Source organism: Amycolatopsis sp. NPDC051061 (genome assembly GCF_040682935.1).
Lineage (GTDB): Bacteria > Actinomycetota > Actinomycetes > Mycobacteriales > Pseudonocardiaceae > Amycolatopsis.
The window spans coordinates 15151-39146 of record NZ_JBFBBZ010000038.1; the positions used below are offsets into that span (position 1 = coordinate 15151).

General features: G+C 72.7%; 24 protein-coding genes. 13 read left to right on the forward strand and 11 right to left on the reverse strand.

Going from position 1 to position 23996, the window contains the following annotated elements:
* The first annotated feature begins 41 nt into the window (after nt 1-41).
* The gene (locus tag AB0N03_RS37850; RefSeq protein WP_364382504.1) at nt 42-611 is read left to right on the forward strand and encodes a GNAT family N-acetyltransferase; all 570 of its coding nucleotides are present in this window, start codon (nt 42-44) and stop codon (nt 609-611) included.
* A 5-nt stretch (nt 612-616) separates the two neighbouring features.
* On the opposite strand, the gene AB0N03_RS37855 is transcribed toward AB0N03_RS37850, so the two are convergent.
* Nucleotides 617-3721, reverse strand: coding sequence for an AAA family ATPase (locus AB0N03_RS37855; protein WP_364382507.1), 3105 nt, complete (start codon nt 3719-3721; stop codon nt 617-619).
* Nucleotides 3722-3894: 173 nt separating this feature from the next.
* On the opposite strand from AB0N03_RS37855, the gene AB0N03_RS37860 reads away from it, so the two are divergent.
* Nucleotides 3895-4374 (forward strand): hypothetical protein, encoded by a 480-nt coding sequence (locus AB0N03_RS37860; protein ID WP_364382510.1) that lies wholly within the window; start codon nt 3895-3897, stop codon nt 4372-4374.
* A 99-nt stretch (nt 4375-4473) separates the two neighbouring features.
* Here the strand turns inward: AB0N03_RS37860 and AB0N03_RS37865 are convergent, their stop codons facing one another.
* On the reverse strand, nt 4474-6150 hold the full coding sequence (locus AB0N03_RS37865) for an MOSC and FAD-binding oxidoreductase domain-containing protein (protein WP_364382512.1): 1677 nt from the start codon (nt 6148-6150) through the stop codon (nt 4474-4476).
* 13 nt (nt 6151-6163) lie between these two features.
* Complete coding sequence (locus tag AB0N03_RS37870; RefSeq protein WP_364382515.1) at nt 6164-6664, reverse strand: CGNR zinc finger domain-containing protein; 501 nt, start codon at nt 6662-6664, stop codon at nt 6164-6166.
* A 93-nt stretch (nt 6665-6757) separates the two neighbouring features.
* Here AB0N03_RS37870 and AB0N03_RS37875 point away from each other — a divergent pair, with 93 nt between their 5' ends.
* The 3 genes from AB0N03_RS37875 to AB0N03_RS37885 all read left to right on the forward strand — a co-directional run bounded on the left by AB0N03_RS37875 (nt 6758) and on the right by AB0N03_RS37885 (nt 8899).
* Complete coding sequence (locus AB0N03_RS37875; protein ID WP_364382518.1) at nt 6758-7627, forward strand: DUF427 domain-containing protein; 870 nt, start codon at nt 6758-6760, stop codon at nt 7625-7627.
* Between the two features lies 1 nt (nt 7628).
* A complete protein-coding gene (locus AB0N03_RS37880; protein ID WP_364382521.1) occupies nt 7629-8342 on the forward strand; it encodes an SDR family oxidoreductase in 714 nt (237 codons plus the stop codon).
* A 128-nt stretch (nt 8343-8470) separates the two neighbouring features.
* Entirely contained in the window at nt 8471-8899 is a 429-nt protein-coding gene (locus AB0N03_RS37885; RefSeq protein WP_364382524.1) for a VOC family protein, read from the forward strand.
* Here the strand turns inward: AB0N03_RS37885 and AB0N03_RS37890 are convergent.
* Together AB0N03_RS37890 and AB0N03_RS37895 are read right to left on the reverse strand one after the other, a co-directional pair.
* Nucleotides 8884-9681, reverse strand: a complete 798-nt coding sequence (locus AB0N03_RS37890) for a glycoside hydrolase family protein (protein WP_364382526.1) — start codon at nt 9679-9681, stop codon at nt 8884-8886. The two genes, AB0N03_RS37885 and AB0N03_RS37890, sit on opposite strands and share 16 nt — an antisense overlap.
* A gap of 150 nt (nt 9682-9831) precedes the next feature.
* Nucleotides 9832-10677, reverse strand: a complete 846-nt coding sequence (locus AB0N03_RS37895; protein ID WP_364382529.1) for a serine/threonine-protein kinase — start codon at nt 10675-10677, stop codon at nt 9832-9834.
* Between the two features lie 621 nt (nt 10678-11298).
* Between AB0N03_RS37895 and AB0N03_RS37900 the strand changes: the two genes are divergently transcribed.
* A complete protein-coding gene (locus tag AB0N03_RS37900) occupies nt 11299-11907 on the forward strand; it encodes a hypothetical protein (RefSeq protein WP_364382532.1) in 609 nt (202 codons plus the stop codon).
* Nucleotides 11908-11979: 72 nt separating this feature from the next.
* On the opposite strand, the gene AB0N03_RS37905 is transcribed toward AB0N03_RS37900, so the two are convergent.
* From AB0N03_RS37905 to AB0N03_RS37920, 4 genes are read right to left on the reverse strand one after another with little or no spacing between them, the layout of a single operon-like run.
* Complete coding sequence (locus tag AB0N03_RS37905; protein ID WP_364382535.1) at nt 11980-12909, reverse strand: 2,3-dihydroxyphenylpropionate 1,2-dioxygenase; 930 nt, start codon at nt 12907-12909, stop codon at nt 11980-11982.
* Nucleotides 12909-13802, reverse strand: a complete 894-nt coding sequence (locus tag AB0N03_RS37910) for an alpha/beta fold hydrolase (protein WP_364382538.1) — start codon at nt 13800-13802, stop codon at nt 12909-12911. Before AB0N03_RS37910 ends, AB0N03_RS37905 begins: the two co-directional genes overlap by 1 nt.
* Nucleotides 13799-14305: a cupin domain-containing protein gene (locus tag AB0N03_RS37915; RefSeq protein WP_364382541.1), complete on the reverse strand. Its 507-nt coding sequence runs from the start codon at nt 14303-14305 to the stop codon at nt 13799-13801. Before AB0N03_RS37915 ends, AB0N03_RS37910 begins: the two co-directional genes overlap by 4 nt.
* 14 nt (nt 14306-14319) lie before the next feature.
* Complete coding sequence (locus tag AB0N03_RS37920) at nt 14320-15111, reverse strand: SDR family oxidoreductase (protein ID WP_364382544.1); 792 nt, start codon at nt 15109-15111, stop codon at nt 14320-14322.
* A 69-nt stretch (nt 15112-15180) separates the two neighbouring features.
* Here AB0N03_RS37920 and AB0N03_RS37925 point away from each other — a divergent pair, with 69 nt between their 5' ends.
* From AB0N03_RS37925 to AB0N03_RS37940, 4 genes are all read left to right on the forward strand, one after another.
* A complete protein-coding gene (locus tag AB0N03_RS37925; protein WP_364382547.1) occupies nt 15181-15960 on the forward strand; it encodes an IclR family transcriptional regulator in 780 nt (259 codons plus the stop codon).
* Between the two features lie 99 nt (nt 15961-16059).
* Nucleotides 16060-17559 carry an NAD(P)/FAD-dependent oxidoreductase gene (locus AB0N03_RS37930; protein ID WP_364382550.1) on the forward strand — a complete coding sequence of 500 codons (1500 nt, stop codon included), beginning with the start codon at nt 16060-16062 and terminating at the stop codon, nt 17557-17559.
* Nucleotides 17560-17573: 14 nt separating this feature from the next.
* Nucleotides 17574-18023, forward strand: a complete 450-nt coding sequence (locus AB0N03_RS37935; protein WP_364382553.1) for a cupin domain-containing protein — start codon at nt 17574-17576, stop codon at nt 18021-18023.
* Nucleotides 18020-18400, forward strand: coding sequence for a nuclear transport factor 2 family protein (locus tag AB0N03_RS37940; protein ID WP_364382556.1), 381 nt, complete (start codon nt 18020-18022; stop codon nt 18398-18400). The genes AB0N03_RS37935 and AB0N03_RS37940 overlap by 4 nt, the downstream gene beginning before the upstream one ends.
* Here the strand turns inward: AB0N03_RS37940 and AB0N03_RS37945 are convergent.
* Nucleotides 18379-19113: a hypothetical protein gene (locus AB0N03_RS37945; protein ID WP_364382559.1), complete on the reverse strand. Its 735-nt coding sequence runs from the start codon at nt 19111-19113 to the stop codon at nt 18379-18381. The two genes, AB0N03_RS37940 and AB0N03_RS37945, sit on opposite strands and share 22 nt — an antisense overlap.
* 99 nt (nt 19114-19212) lie before the next feature.
* The gene (locus AB0N03_RS37950; RefSeq protein ID WP_364382562.1) at nt 19213-19782 is read right to left on the reverse strand and encodes a TetR family transcriptional regulator; all 570 of its coding nucleotides are present in this window, start codon (nt 19780-19782) and stop codon (nt 19213-19215) included.
* Nucleotides 19783-19933: 151 nt separating this feature from the next.
* On the opposite strand from AB0N03_RS37950, the gene AB0N03_RS37955 reads away from it, so the two are divergent.
* The 3 genes from AB0N03_RS37955 to AB0N03_RS37965 all read left to right on the forward strand — a co-directional run bounded on the left by AB0N03_RS37955 (nt 19934) and on the right by AB0N03_RS37965 (nt 23896).
* A complete protein-coding gene (locus AB0N03_RS37955; RefSeq protein ID WP_364382565.1) occupies nt 19934-21379 on the forward strand; it encodes an MFS transporter in 1446 nt (481 codons plus the stop codon).
* Nucleotides 21376-22560 (forward strand): cytochrome P450, encoded by a 1185-nt coding sequence (locus AB0N03_RS37960; RefSeq protein ID WP_364382568.1) that lies wholly within the window; start codon nt 21376-21378, stop codon nt 22558-22560. Before AB0N03_RS37955 ends, AB0N03_RS37960 begins: the two co-directional genes overlap by 4 nt.
* 79 nt (nt 22561-22639) lie before the next feature.
* Entirely contained in the window at nt 22640-23896 is a 1257-nt protein-coding gene (locus tag AB0N03_RS37965) for a protein kinase (RefSeq protein ID WP_364382570.1), read from the forward strand.
* Nucleotides 23897-23996: the final 100 nt, after the last annotated feature.

The window sequence follows — 23996 nt, forward strand, 5'->3', positions numbered from 1 at the left end:
CCGCCATGGCATTGTCGGGAATCCGATTCTACGGTGATCCCATGCTCTCGATCAGTCCTGCTTCGCGCTTCGAGGACGTCGCCGCGATCCTCAACCCCAGCGGCAACGAGCGCGCCTGCTGGTGTCTCGCGTACCGGATCACCTCGGCCGAGTACAGCGCGTTGCGCGGTGAAGAGCGGGCGTCGCGGGTCCGCGGGCTCTGCGCGGACGAGCCCGCGCCGGGCGTGCTCGCCTACGACGGGGACACACCGGTCGGGTGGTGTGGCGTCTCGCCGCGGTCGAGCATGGAACGGCTGAAGCGGTCGCGGACCATGCCGCCGCTCGACGACCTGCCGGTGTGGAGCGTCGTCTGCTTCGTGGTGCGCTCGTCGCACCGGCGAAAAGGGGTGTCCGCGGCGCTGCTGGCCGGCGCGGTCGACTACGCGCGCTCACACGGCGCCCCGGCGGTGGAGGGTTACCCGGTCGACACCGACGGCGCCCGCATCACTTCGAGCGCGGCGCACGTCGGCACGACGACGCTGTTCGAAGCGGCGGGCTTCGAGCGGATCCGGCCCACCGAGGCGCGGGCCGACCGCCGGGTCCGCTGGCTGATGCGGCTGGATCTGCGCTGACCGGTTCAGCGGTTCAAGACGCGGCGGAGCCCGGCCCGCGAATCGGTGCCGAGAAGCTCGTGGACGCCGAGTTCGAGCTTGCGGACGGTGTCGAGGTCCAGCACGGTCTTGTGCGCGATCTCGGCTTCGGAGTGCCCGTCGGCGGCAAGCTCCGCGACCCGCCGCGAGCGCGGTGACAGGGCGTTGACCCGCGGCGGCCGGCCGGCGGTGACGCCCAGGTCGCCGAGCTGCCCCTCGAGGTCCTTCCGCAGGGCGAGCGCGCCGCACGCGTCGGCCAGCGCGACGGCCTCGGTGAACGTGCGCCGAGCGTCTTCGGTGCGCCCGGACCGGACGAAGGCCGCACCGAGCCGCGCGAGAGTGCGCACGTACTCCCAGCGGTTCGGCGCATCCCGCAGCACGCGGGCGGATTCCTCCAGCAGCGCCAAGCTGTCCGCGTCGACCGCCGCGAGCGTCCGGAGCGCGTGGCCACGAGTGGCGGGGTCGGCGAACTCGTCGGCCAGCCGCACCGCTTCGGCGGCCACCTCGTGCGCCTTCTCCGGAGCCGAGTGCCGCAACGCCTCGGCCAGGGCGAAGCGCCACCCGCACACCGCGGGGTTGACCATGGGGGCGGCGTCGAGCCGGCGGCCCGCCTCGCGCAGGGCGACGGCGGCCCGGCCGTGGTCGCCCTGCGCGAGGAGCAGCTCTCCCGCCACCGCCTCGGGCACGGGCATGACGACCGCGTCCGGCCGGCGGTCGCGATAACCCCGGTCCGCGCAAATCGCCGCCGCCGAGGCGGTTTCCCCGCGCGCCAACAGGGTTTCCACGAGCGTGCCGGTGGCGAACCACTCGGCGGGCGTCCCGGTACCGCTGCGGATGGCCAGGCGCAGGGCGATGTCCGTGTCGGCGACGGCGTCGTGGAGCCGGCCGAGCCGCAGCGCCGAGTGCCCGCGGTTGGCGTAGGCGAACGCGAGGTGCGTGCCCCGCCGGCCGTTGCGCTCGAACTCGTCGACCGCCTGGTCGAACAGCGCGTGGGAGGTGTCCGCGGCGCCGGAGTAGAGGTGCACGAAGCCGGACACGGTGGCGACCTCCATGCCCTGGTCCACGTCGGCGAAGACCACCCCGGCCCGGACGACCCGCTCGACCGCCGCGAACGCCTCGGCGCGCGGCCGGCCGCGCAGGACGAGGCTCCACGCGTGCAGCGCGATCAGGAGCCGTTCGACGTCGGTGCCGCCGGGCAGCGGGGGCGCGATCCGGTCCAGCAGGGCCATCCGGTCGGCGCGGAGCGGATCGTCAGCCCACCAGGTGGCCCAGAGCAGCTGTTCGGCGAGCAGCCGTTGCCGCTGCCGCTCGTCGGAGCAGCGGTCGAGCGCGGCGTCGAGCAGGCGCACGCCGTCGCCGAGCTGGTCGGCGTAACCGTGGGTCTTCGCCAGTGCCACGGCCGCGTCGGTGCGCAGCAGGTCGTCGGATGCCAGCCGGTAGGCCGCGCGCAGTTCGGGCAGCGCCGCCGCCACCTGCTCCAGGGCGAGGGCTTGGCCGTGCCGGAGCCGCACCCGGCCCTGCCGGGGCGCCGGCGGCGGTTCGTCGATCGCCCGTTTGAAGTAGCGCGCCGCCGTGGCGGCGAGCCCCGACCCGAGCGCGTCCTCGGCGGCGGCGGTCATCCGGTCGGCCACCCATGGGTCACCGGCGGCGTGGACGGCGAGTAGGTGCGCCGCGACGGCGTCGGGCGCGGCGTCCTGATCCTGCAGCAGCCGGGCGGCGGCGAGGTGGAGATCGCTGCGGCGGGACGGGTCGATGTCGTCGTAGACGGCGCTCTGGATGATCGGGTGGCGGAACTCCACCGTCGCCCCGGGGACGAGGATCGCGCCCTCGCAGAGCCGGTCGTACTGGTGTTTCGCGTCGGCCGTCGCCAGCCCGGCCAGCCGGGCGCTGTCCCCGAGCGGGTGTCCCGGGCCCAGGACCGCGATGGCGTGGGCCAACTGCTGCGCCGCCGGGCCGAGGTGGGCGAGCCGTTCGGACAGGTAGCCCACGACGTGTCGCGGAGTGAGCGAGCCGACCAGCTCCGCGTCGGAGGCCGTCGGCTTCAGGTCGCGTTCCCTCGCCATGTCGAGCATCCACCGCAGATAGAACGGGTTGCCGCCACTGCGGTCGAGCAGCGCCGCGCAGAACCGGTCGTCGGGTGCGTCGCCCCGCGCCCGGACCGAGAGCGGGCCGCGGTGGACCAGCGTCCGCACCGCCGCCAGGCCGAGCGGCCGCGGCCGCACGACTTCCGTGGCCCGCACCGCGATGCGCGCGAGCGCGGCCCGCTCGTGCGGCCGGTGCGCCAGCAGCAGCACGACGGGCAGCCCGGTGAGCCGGTCGCCGAGGAACTCCAGCCACCGCAACGACTCCTCGTCGAGCCAGTGCGCGTCGTCGACCGCGAGCAGGAGGCCTTCTTCCTCACCGCCGGCGCCGAGGAGGGACGTCGCGTTCACCACCAGCCAGTACAACGCCTCGGTCAGGCCGATCATCGAATCCGCGCTGCGGTGACGGGCCTGGGGCACCCCGAGCGGCACGCGCGCGAAATCGGCCGCCCCGGCGAACAGCGCACGCCGTTCCCGCTCGCCGCGCCCGGCGACCCAGCGGGCCAGCAAGGTGCGGGCCGCGCCGAACGCCATCGTCTGGTCCCGCTGGTTGCCGCGCACGGCCAGCGGCACGATCCCGCGCACCGCGGCCTCCGTGCACACCTGGGCCACGAGGTGCGACTTGCCGATCCCGGCCGGCCCCTCGATCAGCACCGTCGCGCCGACCCGGTCCCGCACCGCCTCCAAGACCGCCGAGCAGCGGTCCAATTCGTCGTCGCGCTCCAGGAGCCCGCTGTCGGCCGCGGTGTGCCCCGGCAGCCGCAACGCGTGCAGGACCCGCCGCACGTCCATCGGGGCCTGGCCGTTCACCCGGGCGGACACGACGCACCCGGCGACCACCTTGGCGACGAACTCCTCGCGCGGGCTCCGCTTCCCCGACATCACCTCGGAGAACGTGGCCGCGGACAACCCGCCGCGCCGCGCCAGGACAGCGTCGCTCGGACCGCCGACCGCGCGCTGCAGGGTGCGCAGCCGGCGCCGGACGCGGTCATCGGGATCAGCCTGAACCATTTCCGCCTCCACCCCGATCCAGGGCGCCGGCGAACGCGCACCGGCGTCCGTCCAGGTTATCCCCGCGTCGCGGATCGTTCGGTTCTTCGAGACCCGTGCGGGGCCGGTGGCAAGCTGTCCACGCTGGATGTAAGGGAAATCGAAAGCTTCACGAATCCGGATGGGGAAACGCCATGGGCACTTGTGCCGATCTCGATCGGTTGTTCACTTCGTTGCAGGGAGATGGGACCTACCGGCTCACCGTCGTCTCGAACCAGCCCGACGGTATCGTCGGATTCTGCGGCCGGTTCCCCGGGAACTTCACCCTGAACGCCCGGCTGTCCGGGCCGGGCGAGCTGACGGCCTCGTCCGATCACCACTTGTTCAGCGACCGTACGTTCGCCACGCCTTCGGACGGCCCCTTCACCGGTCCCGCCCAAGGGTTCTCGATCTACTCGCGGGAACCGGTCACCGTTTCGGTGCGGTCGGCCGGAGCCGGGCAGTACCTGGTGATCCTGAACTTCACCGGGGCGATCAACCGCCGCTTCGAGATTCCCTGCCAGTGCGTCGGCGAAGCCATCGTCGGCTACAGCAACGCGATCGGCGCCAACGAATACGCCGATCACGCCACCTACGTCGTCACTGTCGGCCCCTTCACATCGGATCCGAGGTAAATCATGAAACTCCTCTTCACGCCGATTTCGATCGCCAAGATCTGCGCCGCGTGCCTGCTGCTGGGCTTCCTCGCCAGCCTGCTCCTCTGACGGCCGACTTCAGAGGTCGAGGACGACGTCCTCCCGGGGCCGGGCGCAGCACACGAGCGCCTCGCCCGCCGCCGGCGGCTCGAGCGGGTCGGGGTCGTAGTCCACGCGGCCCGAGAGCACCGGCGTCACGCACGTGTGGCAGACCCCGGTCCGGCACGACCAGCGCGTCGGCACGTCGCACGCCTCGGCGAACTCGAGGAGGCTCGGGTACTCCTCGCTCCACGGCACCGTGAGCCCGCTGCGCGCGAACGTCACCGCCGGACCGGTTCCCGCCACCCCCGCCGGGAGGTGCGGAGTCTTCCGGACGACGCCGGTCAGCCCCGGGTTGATCGCGGACACGCCGCCGAACAGTTCACTGTGGACGCGCGAAGCCTCGAAGCCGAGCGACATCAAGGATTCCTGCATCGCCGTCATGAACGCGTCCGGGCCGCAGAGGTACGCGCTGGCGTCGACGGGAAGGTCCAAAGTGGACAAAATATCGCGCGTCAGCCGGCCGGTTTCCGACGTGTAGTAGACGTGTTCGCGGCCGTGGGGAAGGCTCGCCAGCAGCCGGTGCGCCTCCGCCGCGAACGCGTGCTCCGCGGCGGTCCGCGTGGTGTGCAGCCACCAGACTTCCCGCGCGGTCCGGCGAGCGGCGAGCGCGTGCAGCATCGCCAGCACCGGCGTCACGCCGATGCCCGCGGACACCAGCACCACGGGACGCTCGTCGCCGGCCAGGACGAAGTCGCCGCGGGGAGCCGCGACGTCCACCAGGGCGCCCACCGCCAGCCGCGTGTGCAGGTAGCTGCTGACCACGCCGTCGCGCTTGACGCTGATGCGGTACTCGTGGTCCGACGGCGCCGCCGACAGCGAATAGCTGCGGACCGGTGCGGGGTCGCCGGCGCCGGGGACGCGCAGCGTGAGGTACTGGCCGGGCTCGGGCCGGGGGAGCGGCGCGCCGTCGTCGGCGGCCAGGTGGATCGAGGACACGGTCGTGCTCTCGGGCACCACCCGGGCGACGCGCAGCGGCCGGAAGCCGCTCCACGCCGTCGGTGCGGGAGCGGGCGCCGAAGCCAGCAGGTCCCGGAACGACGACTGCCAGCCGGGGCTGAGCGCGGGGATGTCGACGGCCTTGCGGAGGGTGCCCTCGTCGCGGCCCGGCAGGTAGAGGAGGGCGTCGATGTCCGCGACGCTCAGCTCGTGGCGGCCGGTCCGGGTGCGGACGATCTCGTCGCCGGCCTCGACGTGGCCTTCGGTGACGACGCGCAGGTAGAAGCCGGGCCGGTGGTGCGCGACCAGCAGCGACGGCATCCGCGGCTCGCCCAGGCGCATCCCGACGCGGAAGCACGTGACGCGCGGCTGGGTGACCTCGAACTCGGCCTCGCCGATCCGGTAGCGGTCGCCGACGTGCACTTCGTCGTCGGGCAGCCCGTCGACGGTGAAGTTCTCGCCGAACTGGCCGTCCTCGAGGTCGTCTCGGCCGAGGAACCGCCGCCAGTGCTCGTAGGACTGGCGCTGGTACACGAGCACCGCGCGATTCTCGCCGCCGTGCCCGCCCAGGTCGCCCTGGCCGTCGCCGTCGACGTTGAGCCGGCGGACCAGCAGCCTGCCTTCGACGGGGTACTTGAAGATTCCCGTGTGGACGGTCCGCCCCTGCCAGGGCACGTCCTTCGGCATCCCGACGTTCAGTGACACCAAGCGAGCCATGGTGACGTCTCCTTCAGTCCGCCGCGGTCCGGGTGCGCTGGTAGTGCCGCCGGGCCTTCATGCGGTTGCCGCACACGGCCATCGAACACCAGCGGGCGCTGTTGGGCTTGCTGTGGTCGATCAGGAACAGCCGGCACTCCGGGTTGGCGCACGGGCGCAGCCGGCCGGGGCTCGACTTGGCGAGCGCGTCCCAGGCGAGCACGGCCCGCGCGGCGGCGGACCGGCCGGCCGGGACGTCGAGGACCCACTCGACGCCGTCGTCGCCGAAGGAGGCGCGGTAGGTCACGTCGTCGACGAACCGCGCGGCGGCGGCGGGCGCGTCCTCGCCGCGGACGATCGCCTGCAGCACGGACCGCGCCTCGAGCAGCGCGCGGTGCTCGTCGCCGGTGGCCGGCCGGCCGTGGGCGGCCAGCCACGCCCGGGCCGCCGGCGCCTCGGCGAGGTCGTCCTCGGGCGTCCCGTCGCGCACCGGGGTGGTGTTCAGCAGATCCAGGAGCAGCATCTCATCGGTCATCTGTCTAACCTCCAAACTCACCCTTGACAGGTTACCCTACCGGTGGTTGCATGTCTAACCATCAAACAAAGTTAAAAAGGTTAGGAGGATGTCATGGGACTGGCCTGGCAGCAGGGACCACTGGCGACGCGGGCGGTGGGGCACTTCCTGGTCGAGCAGCCGCTGCCCGAGCGGATGCTGTTCGCCGAGCCGCTGCGGCGGCGGATGCGCGTGCGGTTCGGCGGGGGGTGGGTGGCCGACAGCGAGGACGTCGTCCTGCTGCACGAGCCCGGCCGCTACCCGGTGGCGTACTTCCCGCTCGCCGACGTCCGCGAAGACGCGCTCGTCGCCGAGAACCGGACGACGAAGCACCGCGAGCTCGGGCCGACCGAGTGGTTCACCGTCCGCGCGGCGGACCAGCAGGCCCCGCGCGCGGCCTGGCGCTACACCGGCCTCCCGGGCCACGCGGACGTCCTGCGCGACCGCGTCGCCTTCGCCTGGCGGGCGATGGACGCGTTCTACGAGGAAGACGAGCGGATCGTCGGCCACGCGGCCGACCCGTACCACCGCATCGACCTCCGCCAGACCTCGCGCCACCTCGTCGTGCGTGACGGCGACCGCGTCGTCGCCGAGTCCCGGCGCCCGGTCGTGCTCTACGAGTCGGGCTTCGCGCCGCGCTGGTACGTGCCGCGCGAGGACATCGACCTGAACGCGCTGACGCCGGTCGAAGGCGAGACCTTCTGCCCGTACAAGGGGCTGGCCGGCTACTTCGACATCGGTTCGGGCAAGCGCGCCGCCTGGTCGTACCCGGAGGCGTGGCCCGAGGTCGAGCGGGTGTCCGGGTTCGTGTCGTTCGAGCCGGACGTCGTCGACGTCACCCTCGACGGCGCCGAGCTGGCCCTCGAACCCGGCCAGACCGTCACCCCGCACGGCCTCGACCGGGGCCTGGACCCCGACGAGCTGCTCACTTCGAAAGGGAACTGAGATGACTTCGCTCAAGGATCGCCGCGTGCTCGTCGTCGGCCGCGGCAGCGGCATCGCCCGGGCGGTGACGCTCGCCGCCCGGGCGGCCGGGGCCACGGTCGTGGTCGCCGGGCGCGACGAAGAGGCACTGGCCACGGCGTACGACGACCCGGACGTCACCGCGGCCGCCGTCGACCTGACCGACGAAGCCTCCGTCGCCGCGCTGGCCGAGCGGCTCGGCCGGGTCGACCACGTCGTGTCGACGGCGTCGGCCCGGGCGCGCGGCGCGGTGGGCGAGCTCGCCCACGACGTCGTGCTCCGGTCCTTCGACGTCAAGGTGCTCGGCCCGCTGCTGCTGGCCAAGCACTTCGCGCCACGCATGCCCGAGGACGGTTCGTTCGTCTTCTTCTCGGGATCGTCGGCGCGCAAGCCCGCCGCCGGCATGCTCGCCGTCGGCGCGACGAACGCCGCGGTGGACGCGCTGACCCGGGGACTCGCGGTGGAGCTCGCGCCGCTCCGGGTGAACGCGGTCTCGCCCGGCACGATCGACACCGGCGCCTACGACGCGCTCGGGGAAGAGAAGAAGGCCGCGCTGTTCGCGTCCCGCGTGGCCACCAGCCCGGCGCGGCGCGTCGGACGTCCCGAAGAAATCGCCGAAGCCGTCGTCTTCGCGCTGGGCAGCACCTTCCTGACCGGTGTCTCGCTCGGCGTCGACGGCGGCGAACCGCTCGTCTGAGGAGCAGTCATGATCACTCGAAAGATTTCGCGCCCGGCCGGCGCGGTCACGCCGGAGGTCGGGCTCGTCCCGGCGATCTACGTGCCGCGGCGGGTCGTCCGGCGCCCGGTCCGCAAGGGGCGTGCGTGATGGAGTTCCGCTTGGAGGTCCTCACCCTGCCCGTCGCCGACGTCGATCGGGCGGTCCGGTTCTACACCGTGCGGGCCGGCTTCACCTTGGACGTCGATTACGCGCCGCACGACGGTTTCCGGGTCGTCCAGCTGACGCCGCCCGGCTCGGCGGCGTCCATCCAGCTCGGGGTCGGCTTGACCGGCGTCGCCCCGGGCTCGGCCCAGGACCACTACCTGGTGGTGGCCGATATCGAGGCCGCCCACGGAGAGCTGGCCGGGCGCGGCGTGCCGGTGAGTGCGGTGCGGCACAAGAAGTCCGCGGACTGGCAGGGGGACTTCGCGCCGGGCATCGATCCGGATCGGCGTGACTACGCGAGTTTCTTCGGCTTCGCCGACCCGGACGGCAACACGTGGATCGTCCAGGAGCGCGGTCACACGGCGCGGTAGGCCACGCCGCTCGCGTTCGGGGTCGTGCCGGAGTAGAGCCCGGTCGGCGACGTCGACGTGGACAAGGAGAACCACGCGTACCGCTCGACGAACGACAGCCCGTCGAGCATCGCGGTGGAGCGCGTCACGAAGTCGGTCTGCTGGGCCGAAGACGGGTAGCGCGGTGCCGAGCCGGAGAAGTCGATGAGGGCGTACTCGGTCAGCCAGATCGGGAGGTGGTAGCGGTCGTGGACCTTCTGCAGGTAGGACTGCAGCTGTCCGGTGGCCGCGCTCGAGAAGTCGCCGCCGTACCAGTGCAGCGGGATGAAGTCGACGCGGTAGCCGCGTGCTTCGGCACCGCTCATGAACCGGTCCAGCCACCCGCCCGCGACGTCGCCGCCGTAGGCCACGGCGGGCGCGCCGAGCCGCATCCCGGTGGACTGCAGCCGCGGCCAGAGGTCGAGCGCGGTCTCGACGGGCATGCTCGCCTGGCCCGCCAGGTCCGGCTCGTTGAAGGCCAGCAGCGTGCGGCCGGCCGCCTTGGCCCGGTCGAGCTGGTCCTGCGTGACGGAGTCCCGTCCCCAGATCATGGGCACGAACTCGGTGCCGGCCGCAGCGGCGATGCCTTGGGGGTCGGCGGCCCAGGTGTAGAACCACTTCGCCCCGACGTCCTTCAGCGCGGTGGCGGCGCCGGAGTACGGGTTGGCGCTGACGCCTTTCTTGCCGCTCGCTCCGGCGGCGGGCGCGGCGAGGCCGCCGAGAGCGAGAAGAACGACGGCCACGACGGCGAATATTTTCTTCACGAGCCGCTCCTGGAGAGGAAGTCGCGCTGGTCCGAGTCCGGAGTAGCGCGACTGCCCGGCCCCCGGCAAGATCGCGACGACGCCGAGGGTGTGAAGAGGAACCGTTCGTGCCCGATCATCGGGCCGGCGGAAACTCCCCGGAAGACGTCGTCAGGCGGACTTCGCGGACCTGCTCAGCGCCACCGCGCCGATGACGAGCACCAGCACGGTGCCGGCGACCACCACCCGGACGTGGGCCCGCGGGGCTACGGCACGGGCGACGGGCCGGAACGTCGCCAAGCCGGTCAGGAGCTGTTCGGCTTGGGCCATCGTGGGCCGGGCCGCCGGCGCGGGGTGCAGCAAGCCGAGGACGGCGTCGATGACGGGCCCGTGCGTCCGGGGTGGCACGGCGCCGGAGGGCGGCTGCCCTTCGATGGCGGCGTAGAGGGTGGCGCCGAGGGAGAAGACGTCCGCGGGGAAGCCCGGAACGGCGCCCCGGGTCGTTTCGGGGGCGAGGTACGCGGGGGAGTCACCGGTGCTCAGCCCGAAGCCGGTGAGCTTGACCGACCCGTCGTCGGTGATCAGCACGTTGTCCGGGCTGATGTCGCGGTGCAGGATGCCGTCGGCGTGCGCGGCGGCCAAGGCCGAGGCCAGCCGGGCGCCGAGCGCGGCGACGCGCCCGGGCGGGAGACTTCCGTTCTGTTCGAGCACTTCCGAGAGTGTCCTGGCGGCCAGGTGTTCCGTCACCACGTACGGCGTCCCGTCCAGCTCGAAGACGTCGTGCAGGACGATCGCGTTCGGGTGACGCAGGCGGATCGCCACCCGGGCGTCCCGGATCACCTTCGCGCGGACGCGGTCGGAATGGGCCGCGTCGAACGGGCACCCGGAGAGCTGCCGGACGGTCACGAAGCGGTCGAGCAGCTCGTCCTTCGCCCGCCACACGGTGCCCGACGGACCGTGAGCGGCGGAGCCGAGCAGGCGGTACCGTCCGCCGAGCGTGGTTTTCTTCGATCCCACTCGTCATTCCTCCGGTCGTGTCGATCTTGACCGGGAATACGGCCAGGAGCGGCGGACGGTTCGCTGTCCGGGTCAATTCTTTCGAACCAGGTGAGGCAATACCGGGGAAGTCCTCGAATTCCGGCTGTACCGGTGCCTTCGACGATGTCGTGCACGGTGATCGCGTGCGGGTGCCTCAGCCGTGGGTCCCTGGCTTCGCGCAGGGCGCGCACGATGGTCCGGAACGCGGTGGTGTGGCCGGCCGAAGGCCGGTGGACCAGGTGCTCGACCGCGACCACTCGCTCGAGCCGTTCGTCCCAGGCGCCGGACGACGCCCATCGCGCCCCGGCCGATCGTGCGCGGAAGCCGGTAACGCGCCACGGCCAGTTCGCCTTCGCAAGCCACGCTGCCCCCACTCCCATGATCTTCACCAGGGGATACGGCCGGGAGGGGTGAACGGGCCGCATTGTTAGCGATAACAGTCGCGCTGTCAAGAGTCGTCGGCGGCTACGGACTGACGGCCGATCCGGTTGTGTCGAAACGATAACGGATTCGCCGCGATCACGTCATTTACAATTCCACCGCTGATTCCTAGTCTCACGCGAAGTGGCCGGATGATCACTTCGGGAAGGGGAGGCTGCGATGACGCGCTCGACGCGGAAGCGCACGGAAATGGTGACGGTGGCGGAACTGCTCCGGCGGACCGGGGCGACACCGAGGAACATCGGGCCGGCGGTACCCCGTGATCCGGTCACCGGGCTCGAGGCTCTCGCGGTAGAGATCGACGGGAGGAGCGCGGCGCGTGCGCGCGTGGAGGAGCGCGTCCGCGCGGCGACCGGCCGCTGGTCGAAGCCGGGGCGGGCAGGCGCCCGGGTCCGGCGGCTCGCGGTCTCCTCCGGAACGGCGGTGGTGCTGGGCGGCCTGCTCGTGCTGGCGCTCGTCCCCGAGGACGTGCCGTGCGCGCCGGCCTCGCTGCCGGCCGCGCCGCTGCCGCCGGCGACCGCGGCCTCTTCGATCGCCGGCGGGACAGCAGCGCCGACGAGCATCCAGGCGATGGCGGTGATCATGTCCGCTCAGCCGTCCCCCCAACGGACGGCCACACCGGAGTTCCCCCGTCACTCGGCGACCCCGGCGACGTCGGCGAGCGAGGACCCGGGACCGACCGCTGCCACGCCTCCCGGCTATCCCTCTTACCCGGGCTACCCCTACTACGGCTATCCCTACCCACCGTACGGCGGGCCTCGCCCCTGACCGCCCACCGGATCGACGACGTCGACGTCGCCGCGCGCGATCACCGGCCACACGGCAAGACCGCTGTCCCGCTCAGGCGACGGCGAACGTGGTGCCGATGCCCATGCCGGTGATCCACTCCGGCACCGGCTCGTAGCTCGTCCACCCGAGCGGTGCCCCGGCGGCGACCTGGCCGATCAGCCAGCAGCGCACTTCGTGGCCACCACTGCCCGCCTGGGCCTCGAGCTTCTCGTGGCCCAGGTCGGCCACCGATCCGGCGTCGCCGGTGCTCAGGCGGTCGAGGAACCACCGGTCCCACTCGGTGTTCACCCTCGCTCCGGGGTCACCGCCCATAGCTCGGACGCGGGGTTCGCGAGCCGCCGCGAAGGCACGGACGTCCGACCGCCCGTGGATCAGCGATTCGCGGCGTTCGCCCGCCACGAGACGAGGGTCGTTCGACGGCAGCCAGTGCGACAGCCCGCCGCTGGCCGCCACCAGGACCCGGCCGGGGAACTCCGCCGACCGCAGCGCCGTCCCCAATGCCTGTCCCAAGGCGATGCACCGCCGCAACGTGGGCAACGGTGGCGCGGCCGTGTTGACGACGACCGGCACCATCGGCAGCGTGGTGCCGCCGGTGAGCATCTCGTAGGTCTGCACGATGCCGTGGTCGACGGTGAGCGAATACGACAGCGAGACGTCGAAGCCCGCCTCGGTCAGTCCGTTGTGGACGGACCAGGCGAGCGGACCCGCGACCGGCAGCGGCCCTTCGGTGCTGCCGAAGTCGCCGAACCCCACGGCGTGTTCGACCCCCAGGACGAACGGCGGCATCACGTCGTAGAAGTTGCCGTGGAAGTGGTCGGGCCCGATCACGACGACCGCGTCCGGGGCGAGGGCTTCGACCGCGCGGCGGACCCGGTCGGCGTCGGCCAGGAACTTCGCGCCCGGGCCACCGGCGGACGGCGGCGGCAGCAACGTCGCGAACGGGCTGTGGGACATGCCGGCGAACCCGGCGATCTCGGCCATCAGGACGGGTCCTTCCCGGTCAGCAGCCAGGTGCGGTGGACATCGAGGAACTCGTCGACCTTCTCCCACTGCGGCCAGTGCCCGGCGTCGTCGATGACGTGCAGCCGCGCGTCGGGCAGCCAGCCGAGCAGGAGATCGGCCTCGTCGAGCCCGCCGGTGGGGTCGTGGCTGGTCCACAGCAGCAGCGTCGGCGCCTTCACCTTCGACACCCACGCCGGGTCCCACGCGAAGTCCTTGCGCACCTCGGGGTCCTGCAGCACGAGCGTGTTGCCGATCGCCTGGACGAACCCGGGGCGGGAGTAGATCCGCCGGCGCAGGTTCACCAGCTCGTCGGTCACCATCTCCTTGTGGTGGAACAGGAACTCGACACGACGCCGCACGGTCTCGTCGCTCGGGTCGAGCACCGCCGCCATCGTGCTGTCCCGCATCCGGGCCATCACCTCGGGCTTGTTCGCGATGTTGCCCGGCGTGTTGAGCACGAGCTTCTCGACGCGGTCCGGGTGGTGGGCCGCGGTCCAGGCGACGACCCAGCCCCCGAGCGACTCGCCGGACAGGTGCGCCCGCCCGATGCCCAGGGTGTCCAAAAGGGACACGAGGTGCGCGGACAGGACGTCGATCGTGTACGGCCGGTCGGGCAGGTCCGACCAGCCGTGCCCGACCATGTCGTAGGCCGTGACGCGGAAGTCGCGGGCGAGGCCGGCCAGGTCGCGGGCGTAGGCCTCGAGGTGCCCGCCGGTCCCGTGCAGCAGGACCAGCTCGGGCCCGGCGCCCGCCTGCAGGACCCGCGTTCGCACGGGACGGCCGTCCAGCGGGACGTCGACGTGGCGCAGGGTGTGGTCGAGCTCGCCCAGCTCGCCCCAGATGCCGACGTGGTCGGGGATCGGCTCGGTCACTGGTCCTCCCGGTGGTCGAAGCGGGCGCGGGCTTCGGCGAGGGTCGCCGGTCCCGCGCTTTGGCGGCGGTTCAGCCCGAGCGGGCCGAGCAGCCGCGAGTTCTCGATGGTCAGGAACTCGACCGGGTGCCCGGCCGAGTCGTTGTGGTGGCGGTGCCAGGTCCACGGCGGGGTGTAGACGAACGAGCCGGTCGTCCAGCTCACGGTCTCGTCTTCGATCTCGCTGTGGCCGTCGCCGGTCAGGACGAAGTGGACGGTCTCGTGGTGGTGGCGCTGCAGGTCCGAGCTCTCGCCGGCCGGGATGACCTGCCGGAAGAGCTCGAACGTCGCGGTCGGCAGCGTGCCGGCGATCCGCAGCGACGTCGGGTTCGGGACGGCGCCCGGCGGGATCTCCTCGAGGTCGCCGTCGTGCACCACGAGCGGACGCCGGCCGTCGGGGCGGACGGCGTGGCTGATGCTCGCGAGGAAGTCGGTCATGGCGAAGCCGGGGCCGGACGTGGTCATGGCGCACCTTCCGTTCAGGCGGGACATTCCGTGCGGCCGCCGTCGACGGTCAGCACGGTTCCGTTGACGTAGCCTGCTTCGGGCGAGGCCAGGAACGCCACCGCGGCCGCGATCTCCCGGGGCGCAGCGGCCCGCCCGGCGGGGATGGCGGCGAGGTCCTCGGCCATCGCGGTCGCGACGTCGATGCCCGCCGCGGCCGCCCGGCCGTGCACGATTTCCAGGCGCCGCGGGGTGAGCGTCGCGCCGACGGCGACGCAGTTGACCGTGACGCCGCGATCGGCGTACTCGAGCGCGGCCAGTTTCGCCGCCGACGTCGTCGCCGAGCGCAGCACCGTCGAGGCGGCGAGCCCCGGTTGCGGCTGCCGGACGGCCGTCGAGCTGAGCACGACGACGCGACCGAACCCGCGTCCGGCCATCGCGGGCAGCGCGGCGCGCATCAGCGACAGCGGACCGAGGACCAGCAGGTCGAGGTCGTGGTGCCACTGGTCGGCGGGCACGTCCAACACGCGGCCTGGCGCCGGGCCGCCCGCGTTGGCCACGACGACGTCGAGCGAGCCGTGCCGTTCGCGCACCCGGGTCACGGCGTCGGCCGCCGCGGCCGGGTCGGCGAGGTCGCAGACGACGTGCCCGACGTCCTCGCCGAGCGTCGCCGCGGTTTCGGTCAGCGTCGCCTCGGTCCGGCCGGCGAGCACGACGTGGTGCCCGCTCGCCAGCAACGCGGCCGCGCAGGCCGAGCCGATGCCGCCGGCGCCGCCGCCGACGAGGGCGACGCGGCGGCGTTTCGGATGAGACTGGTTGCTCTCCATGATGTGACCTACATTCGGGCCATGACCGCCGGCCGGCCAAGAACGGGTCCCACTGCCCGGGACTCCAGCGTGGACGCTGCAGTGTCGGGCGCCCTCGAACGCGCCGCCGCCCTGCTGGACGCCTTCGACGCGACCCACCGCGAGCTCACGCTGTCCCGGCTCGTCGAGCGCTCGGGCCTGCCGCGCTCGACCGTGCACCGCACCGCGGCGCGGATGATCGAGCTCGGCTGGCTGGACAAGCCCGGCGAGAAGTACCGGATCGGGAACCGCCTGTTCGAGCTGTCCGGCCTGGTGCCGGTGCGCCACGAGCTGCGCGAGGCCGTGCTGCCCTACCTGCAGGACCTCTACGCCGCGGCCAAGACGACCGTGCAGCTCGGAGTCCTCGAAGGCACCCGGGTGCTCGTCGTCGAGAAGATCAGCGGGCACCGGCAACTGCCCATGCTCGACCAGGTCGGCGGGTTCATCCCGGCACACTGCTCCGGGCTCGGCCGGGCGATCCTCGCCTGGTCGGACGCCGAAACGGTCGGTGCGGTCGTCGCCGGCGGGCTCACCCGGCGGACCCCGCGCACCATCACGAGCGCCGACGCGCTCGAACGCGAACTGGCCGTCGTCCACGAGCAGGGCTGGGCCTACGACCGCGAGGAGGGCAACGCCGGCATCAGCTGCGTCGCGGCCCCGATCTTCGACTTCACCGGCGGCGTCACCGCCGCGCTCTCGGTCACCGGACCCAGCGCCGCGGTGCAGCCCGACCGGATCGGGCCCGCCGTGCGGATGGCGGCCGCGGCGGCGAGCCGCGCCTACTCCGCGCGGCGGTGGGCGGTGCCCCGGCCCGAGCTGCCGTCCCAGTGACCAGGACTCCCGGTTGGTCGAGGGCTCCCGGCTGATCCACGCTGTGGCGCACGCCGAGCCGGGCCACCGGCCAGGACGTGCGGACGAGGAGGACCAGGCATGCGCGTCGCGATCATCGGGGCCGGACTGGCCGGGCTGACCACGGCCAAGGTGCTGCTGCAGGCCGGCCACGACGTCGAGGTCTTCGACAAGACCCCGGACGTCGGCGGGGTGTGGAGCCGGACCCGGCGCTACCCGGGGCTGACCACGCAGAGCCCCAAGGCGCAGTACTCGTTCTCGGACTTCCCGATGCCACGGCACTTCCCGGAGTGGCCGACCGGCGCGCAGATCCAGGAGTACCTCGCCGGCTACGCCGACGAGTTCGGCGTCACGCCGCACCTGCGGCTCGGGACCACCGTCGAGTCGGTGGTCCCCGACGGCGCGCGGTGGGTGGTGACCACCGGGGCGCAGGGGGCCTCGGTGGTCGACCGCGTCGTCGTCGCCAACGGCGTCTTCTGTGAGCCGGCGCTGCCGGACTACCCGGGCCGCGCGGAGTTCGAGGCGGCGGGCGGGCGGCTGCTGGCCGGCTCGGGCTTCCACGACGTCTCCGACGCGCGGGGCAAGCACGCGCTCGTCGTCGGGTACGGCAAGTCCGCCTGCGACGTGACCGTGGCGCTCAGCGAGGTCGCCGAGACGACCGATGTCATCGCCCGGCAGCTGCTGTGGAAGGTGCCGCGCAAGATCGCCGGCGTGGTCAACTTCAAGATGCTGCTGCTGACCCGGCTGGGCGAGGCGCTGTTCCGCTACCGCCGGCTGCGCGGCTTCGAGAAGTTCTTGCACGGCCCCGGAAACCGGCTGCGCCGCTCGATGCTCAACTCGATCGGATCGGTGTCGGTGCGGCAGTTCGGGCTCGCGAAGCACGACTTGGTGCCACGCGGGCGGATGGAGGACATCGTCAAGAACGCGATCGGCCTGGCCACCGAGGGGTTCTTCGAGGGGGTGGCCGACGGCTCGATCCGGGTCCGCCGCGACCAGGTCATCAAGCGGCTGTTCGCCGACAACGGACCGAAGGCGGAGCTGGCCGATGGGACCGTCCTGCCGGCCGACCTGGTCGTCTGTGCGACCGGGTTCACCCAGGGCGTCCCGTTCCTCCCCGCCGCCGTCCAGGAGCGGCTCTTCGACGAGCGCGGGAACTTCCTGCTGTACCGGCAGATCCAGCCGCTGGCCGCGCCGGGCCTCTACTTCAACGGGTACAACTCGTCGTTCTTCAGCCCGCTCAACGCCGAAATGGCGGCGGTGTGGATCGCCGCCGACCTCGCGGGCGCGCTCACCCTGCCCGACGAGGCGGCCCGGCGCGCGGACGTCGTGGCCCAGCTGGCCTTCCTCGACGTCGCGACCGGCGCGCACCACTGCCGCGGCACCAAGATCATCCCGTTCTCCATCCACAACGTCGACGAGGTGCTCGGCGACCTCGGCGTGCAGATCGGGCGCTTCACCCGCTTCACGCACTGGCTGAACCCGGTCGTCCCCGCGGCCTACCGGTCGCTCACGCCGGCCGTCCTGAGCCGGCTGAAGGGCACCCCCGAACCCGTGAAGACCCCCGCGAAAACCCCGCTGTAGCGAAGGAGTTCCCGATGAGCACCGCGACCGGCCACCACGTCATCCACCCCGGCGACGGCACGAACCTCGGCGCGATCGGGCTGGGCATCCACGCCCGCCTGACCGGCGCCGACACGAACGGCGCCTACTCCCTGTTCGAGTACGTCGTGCCGCCGGGCCTCGGCGGGCCGCCGACCCACGTCCACACCCGCGAGGACGAGCTGTTCACCTGCGTCCAGGGCCGCGTCGAGGTCGAGCTCGACGGCGAGCGGCACATCCTGGGCCAGGGCGATTCGCTGCTGATGCCGCGCGGGGTGCCGCACGTGTTCCGCAACCCGTTCGACGAAGAGACGCGCGTCATCGCCGTGGTTTCTCCGCCGGGCCTGGAGAACTACTACCGGGAGCTGTCGCGGCTGCCGCCCGGGCGGGACATGACGCTGGTCGCGGAAGTGATGACCCGCTACGGCCTGGAGCTGCGGAAGTGAGCCACGAGCGCATGGTCCGCGAGATGTGCGCGGCGGTGGACGCGGGCGACGCCGAGTCGTTCGCGTCGTGGTTCGCGGACGACGCGACGTATGTGTTCGCCAATGGTGCGCCGCTGACCGGCCGCGCCGCGATCACCGCGGCGACGGCCGGTGCGGCGGGCGCGCTGCCGTGGGTCCACCACGTCGTCGACCAGGTGGCGGCGGTGGGGGAGGACCAGCTGTTCTGCCGGTTCACGATCGAGACGGCGGCCCCGGACGGCAAGCGGCTGGCCCTGCCCTGCGTGACGGTGATCCGGCTGGCGGGGGACCGGATCACCGACTACCGCGTCCACGTGGACATCACGCCGGCCTTCGGTCAGGCGCCGGGGCCCGAGTAGATCTCCGACGCCTTGGGCGCCGCGACCGTCGTCGGCTTGTCCCAGTCCGAGAACTCCAGCGTGCCGCTCTTCGGTTCCTGCATGCGCAGGAGGTAGTGCGGTTCGGCGGCGGCGACCGTCGCGGTGCCGTCGGCGCTGGTGAACGTCAAGGCCGGGACGCCGCCGCTGGTCGTCTCCCCGCCGGCTTTGAACGGCTCCGACTCGAGCTGGCCGATCGTGTTGCCGGTGAACGTCCGGTAGTCGAGGAACTGCTTGAACGCGGTGCCGATCCCGGCGCCGATCTGCGACGTCGAGGGCACCCACTTGTCCTTGAGGAGCTTGCCCACCGACGCCGGGAGGCCGGCCTTGTCGATCAGCGACTGGCTGAACCGGAAGTAGTACTTGTCGCCGACCCGCAGGACCGGGATCTCGAGCCCGTCCTGCACGACGGTGCCGCTCGCGCTGTCCGGGTTGAGCTGCAGGTCGAGGTTGAGGTTCCCGCCCTCGGAGACTGTGCCCCGGACGTGGACCGACTTGGCCTGCTTCGCGGCGGCGGCGACGGCGGAGCCCGCCTTCGACCCCTCGAGCGAGGCGGCCGCGGCGCTCGCGGACGTCGTGGCGGCGGTGGACGCCGCGGCCGGCGACGGCGTCCCGGCGGTGGTCGAGCAGCCGGCGCAGATCAGGGCCGCGGCGGCCCCGGCGGCGATGAGCGCTCCCAGGTGAACACGAAACATGGTCGGAAGGTCCCCTCGTGAAGGTCCGGATGATCCGGATACGAACGGGATATCGACCAATCGGGTGATCCGTTACGGCCGGTCGCTCGTGGACCGTCCTCAGTGGAGCAGCGTCGCGGCGATGCGGTCGACGTACCCGGCGATCGCGTCCCGGTCGGCCGTGGTCAGCGCGCGCGTGCCCACCTTGCCGCGCAGCACGGCGATCCCGGTGATCACCGCGGCCAGGAGCTCCGCGCGCAGTTCGCGATCCGCGCCCGACAGCCGGGGCGCGAGCTGCTCGTCGAACGCGCGTTCGATGCGCTCGCGGACCACCGCGCGGATCATGTCGTCGTTGGCCGCCGTCACGAGCCCGGACAGGTGGCTCGGGTGCTCCGCGCCGACGTCGAGGGCCCGGTCGAGCAGTTCGCGGGGGAGGTCGGCCAGCGGCGTGTCCGCGGTCATCGTGTCGGCGGCGTCCAGGCCGCGGCCCGCCGCCTCCGCGAACAGCTTCTCCTTCGACCCGAAGTACCGGTAGACCAGCGCCTGGTTGACCCCGGCCAGCGCGGCGACGTCCCGGGTGCTCGTGCCTTCGACGCCGTGCTCGGACAGCAACGTCCGGGCCGCGTTCAAGAGCGCTTCACGGGTGGCAGCGGCGTCACGACGGCGGGCGCGCGGTTCCGCGGTGTCCATGGCGGGCCTCCTCCCGATCGGGTTTCCGCAGTGTAGACCAGGGCAAATGCCTTGTGACCGTGATCACCGGGCGGATAAGTAGTCGCTCGTTGACTTAGTTCCCGGGACGGTCCTACCGTGAAGTCGTCAGTTGACTACAACGGAGGTTCCGGTGTCCGAAACCCTGACGGCCCCGCCGTCACCCGCGCCGCCCGCCCGGCGCGCGGAGTCGCACCCGACGGCGGTGCTGCTGGTGCTGGCGCTCTCGACGTTCGCGATCGTCGTCATGCAGAGCATGGTCATGCCGATCCTGTCCGGCCTCGCGCAGTCCCTGAGCGTGTCGATGGCCGACGTCTCCTGGGTCGTGACGGTCAACATGCTCTCCGCCGCGGTGTTCACCCCGCTGCTGGGTTCGCTGGGCGACAAGCTGGGCCGCAAGCGCGTCCTCATGGCGACGCTCGCGCTGACCACCCTCGGTTCGGTGCTGGTCGCGGTGTCGACGTCGATGGGGGTCGTCCTGGCCGGCCGCGCCCTGCAGGGCATGGGGTTCGCGGCGATGCCACTGGCCATCGGGATCGTCCGGTCGATCTTCCCGCCCGAGCGCGTCCCCTCGAGCATCGCGCTGCTGAGCGCGCTGACCGGCATCGGCGCCGGCGCCGGCCTGCTCGTGTCGGGGCTGCTGGTGCAGGCGGGCGTGTCGGCGCAGGGCATGTTCTGGATTTCGGCGGGGGTCACGGCGCTGGGCCTGCTCGGCACCGCCGTGCTGATCCGGCTGCCCGAAACCGCGGGCAAGTTCTACGTCGACGTCCTCGGCCTGCTGACGCTCGCCGGCGCCCTGGTCTGCTTGGTGCTCGGCATCAACCGCGGGCCGAGCTGGGGCTGGGGCTCGGCGACGGTGCTCGGCCTGTTCGCCGGCGCGCTCGTGCTGCTGGCCGCCTGGGTCGTCGTCGAGCGGCGGGTGCGCGAGCCGCTGGTGGACATCGCGATGATGCGCACCCCGGTCGTGCTGGGCACCAACTTCGCCACGTTCCTCACCGGCGCCGGCATGTACGGCGCGTTCATCCTGGTGATCCAGTTCGTGCAGACGCCGGGTGCCGTCGGCTACGGCTTCGGGTCCGACGCGCTCGGCGCGGGCCTGACGCTGCTGCCGATGACCGCGGGCACGCTGCTCGCCGCCGGCGCCGTGTCGATGCTGATCCGGCGCGTCGGCCCCAAGGTCCCGATGGTGATCGGCACGGTCGTCGCGACCGCGACGTTCGGCTTCCTGCTCGCCTTCCACGGGCAGCACTGGCACTTCTACGTCGCGACCGGCCTGCTCGGCCTCGGGCTGGGGCTCGCGTTCGGCGCGATCCCGACGTTGCTCAACAGCGGCGTCACCCCGGAGCAGACCAGTGTCGCCAACAGCGTCAACCAGACGCTGCGCTCGATCGGCGGGTCCATCGGCACGGCGGTGGCCTCGGCGATCCTGGCCGCGGACCTGCTGCCGCGCCTCCCCCTGCCCACAGTGGACGCCTACACGACGGCGTTCGCCGTGTCCGGCGCGATCTGCGTGCTCGCGGTCGTCGCCGCGCTGTTCGTCCCGTACCGCCACCGCTCGGCCGCGAAGGAGTCGTCATGACGAGGGCCTACCCGTTCAGCGAGCCGGAAAAGCTCGACATCGAGCCGCTGTTCGCGCGGCTGCGCACCGAAGAACCGCTCAGCCGTGTCACCCTGCCCTACGGCGAACCGGCCTGGCTGGCCACGCGGTACGAGGACGTCAAGACGGTGCTCGGCGACCCGCGGTTCAGCCGCGCGGCGGCGACCGGGCGCGACGAGCCCCGGCTGCGCCCGCACCTGACGCCGCCGGGCAACATCCTCGCCCTGGACCCGCCGGAGCACAGCCGGCTGCGGCGGCTGGTGATGAAGGCGTTCACCGTGCGCCGGATCGAAGCGCTGCGGGCGCGGGCGCAGGAGATCGCCGATGAGCTCGTCGACGCGATGCTCGCCGAAGGCCCGCCTGCCGATCTCGTGGACGGCTTCGCGCTCCCCCTGCCGGTGACGGTGATCTGCGAGCTGCTGGGCGTCCCGTTCGAGGACCGCGGCGACTTCCGCGGGTGGTCCGACGCGTTCCTCTCGACGACGAAGTTCACGCCGGACGAGGTCCGCGCGGCGCACACGAGCATGCGCGAGTACATGGCGGGCCTGCTCGCCCAGCGGCGCGAGACGCCGCACGAGGACCTGCTCGGCGCGCTGGTCGCGGCCCGCGACGAGGACGACCGGCTCTCGGAGGAGGAGCTGCTGTCGCTGGCCGAGACGCTGCTGGTGGCCGGGCACGAGACGACGGCGTCCCAGATCCCGAACTTCGTGTACGTGCTGCTCACGCACCCCGAGCAGCTGGCGCTGCTGCGCGCGGAGCCCGGCCTGATCCCGAAGGCGGTCGAGGAGCTGATGCGGTACGTCCCGCTCGGCATCGGGGCGGGCATCGCGCGCTACGCGCTGGAGGACGTGGAACTGGGCGGCGTGACGGTGAAGGCGGGGGAGCCGGTGCTGCCGGCCCTGGCGTCGGCGAACCGCGACGACTCGGTGTACACCGACCCCGGCGAGCTCGACCTGCTGCGCGCGGAGGCGACGCACATCGGCTTCGGCCACGGCGCGCACCACTGCCTGGGCGCGCCGCTGGCCCGGATGGAGCTGCAGGTGGCGCTGGAGACGGTGCTGCGCCGGCTGCCGGGCCTCAGGCTGGCCGACGAGGACGGCATCGGCTGGAAGGCCGGGCTGTCGACCCGCGGTCCGCTGCGCCTGCCGGTGCTCTGGGACTGACTTCACGCCGGGATTTCGTTTGCCCGGCGGTCCTTCGCGGTATCCGGGAGGGTCGCCGACCAGATGGGACTGCCTGCCGATGGGGAACGAGCGAGGAGACGACGGCGCCGACGCGACGTCGCCGCGGTTTTCGCTGGACGTCGCCGGTGTGCCGTCGTACTGGACCGACAACGACCCGCCGGACCTGATAGCGGGGCGCTACGAGGTCGCGAGGCTGATCGGCAGCGGGGGCACCGCCCGGGTCTACCGGGCCGTCGACCGGCTGCTGCGGCGAGAGGTCGCCATCAAGGTCTACGAGCGTCACGCGGTGGCGGTGGAGCAGCTGCGCCGGGTGCGGGAGCGGACCGTGCAGGCCCGCATCGACCACCCGCGGGTGGTCGCGCTGTTCGACAGCGGCGCCGAAGGCGGCCGGCCGTACCTGGTGATGCAGCTGGTCGACGGCGAGGACCTCGCCGAGCGCCTGCTCGCCGGACCCCTCGGCGCGGACGACGTCGCCGAGTTGGCGTCGAAGCTCGCCGAAGCGCTCGCCCACGTGCACGCCCAGCGCGTCGTGCACCGCGACCTCAAGCCCGCCAACATCCTCCTCGGTCCGGACGGCCCGCTGATCAGCGACTTCGGCATCGCGCACGAGCTGGACGCCACGCACATCACCGGCACCGGCCTGGTGACCGGTACGGCGGCCTACCTGGCGCCGGAACAGATCGTGGGCGAGCCGGCCGAGCCGGCCGCCGACATCTACGCGCTCGGCCTGATCCTGCTGGAGTGCCTGACCGGAGAGCGGGAGTACCCCGGGACCCTGGCCGAGTCGGCGACGGCGCGGCTGCACCGGTCCCCGCGGATCCCGGCCGGGCTCCCGGCTCCGCTCGCGCACACGCTCAGCCGGATGACGGCCCGCGAGCCCGCCGACCGGCCCGCCGCCGAGCAGGTACCGCGGTTGCTGCGCGAGTCGGTGGACATCGTCGCGGCCGCGCCCACGCGACGCCGGTGGGCGCTGATGGCGGCCGGCGGCCTCACGACCGCGGCGGCGGCCGTCGTGCTGGCGGTGGTGGTGGCGAGACCGGACGTCCCCGCGAACTCCCCGGCCCGGCTGCCCGCGGCCGAGCCGCCGGTCACGTCCACTTCCGGGCCCGCGGTCTCCCCGGCACATCCCGCTTCCGACGTCGTGGCGGCGTCACCGCGGGCCGCGGATCCCTCGGCGCCGAGCCTGGTCACCGCGGTACCGCCGAGCGTCGCCACCGGAAGCTCGCCCGGCGGGGTGGACGTCGAAAGCGGCAAGACCAACGGGAAGGCCAAGGGCCAGGACAAGGGAAAGGGCAAGGGCCGCAACGAGCCGTGAGCGCCCGTGCTCACCCGAGCCGGTGCTCGATCGCGCGGTCCGCGGCATCACCGAGCTGTCCCGCGGCTTGCGGGAAGCCGGCCTGCCCCGCGTGCCGTCG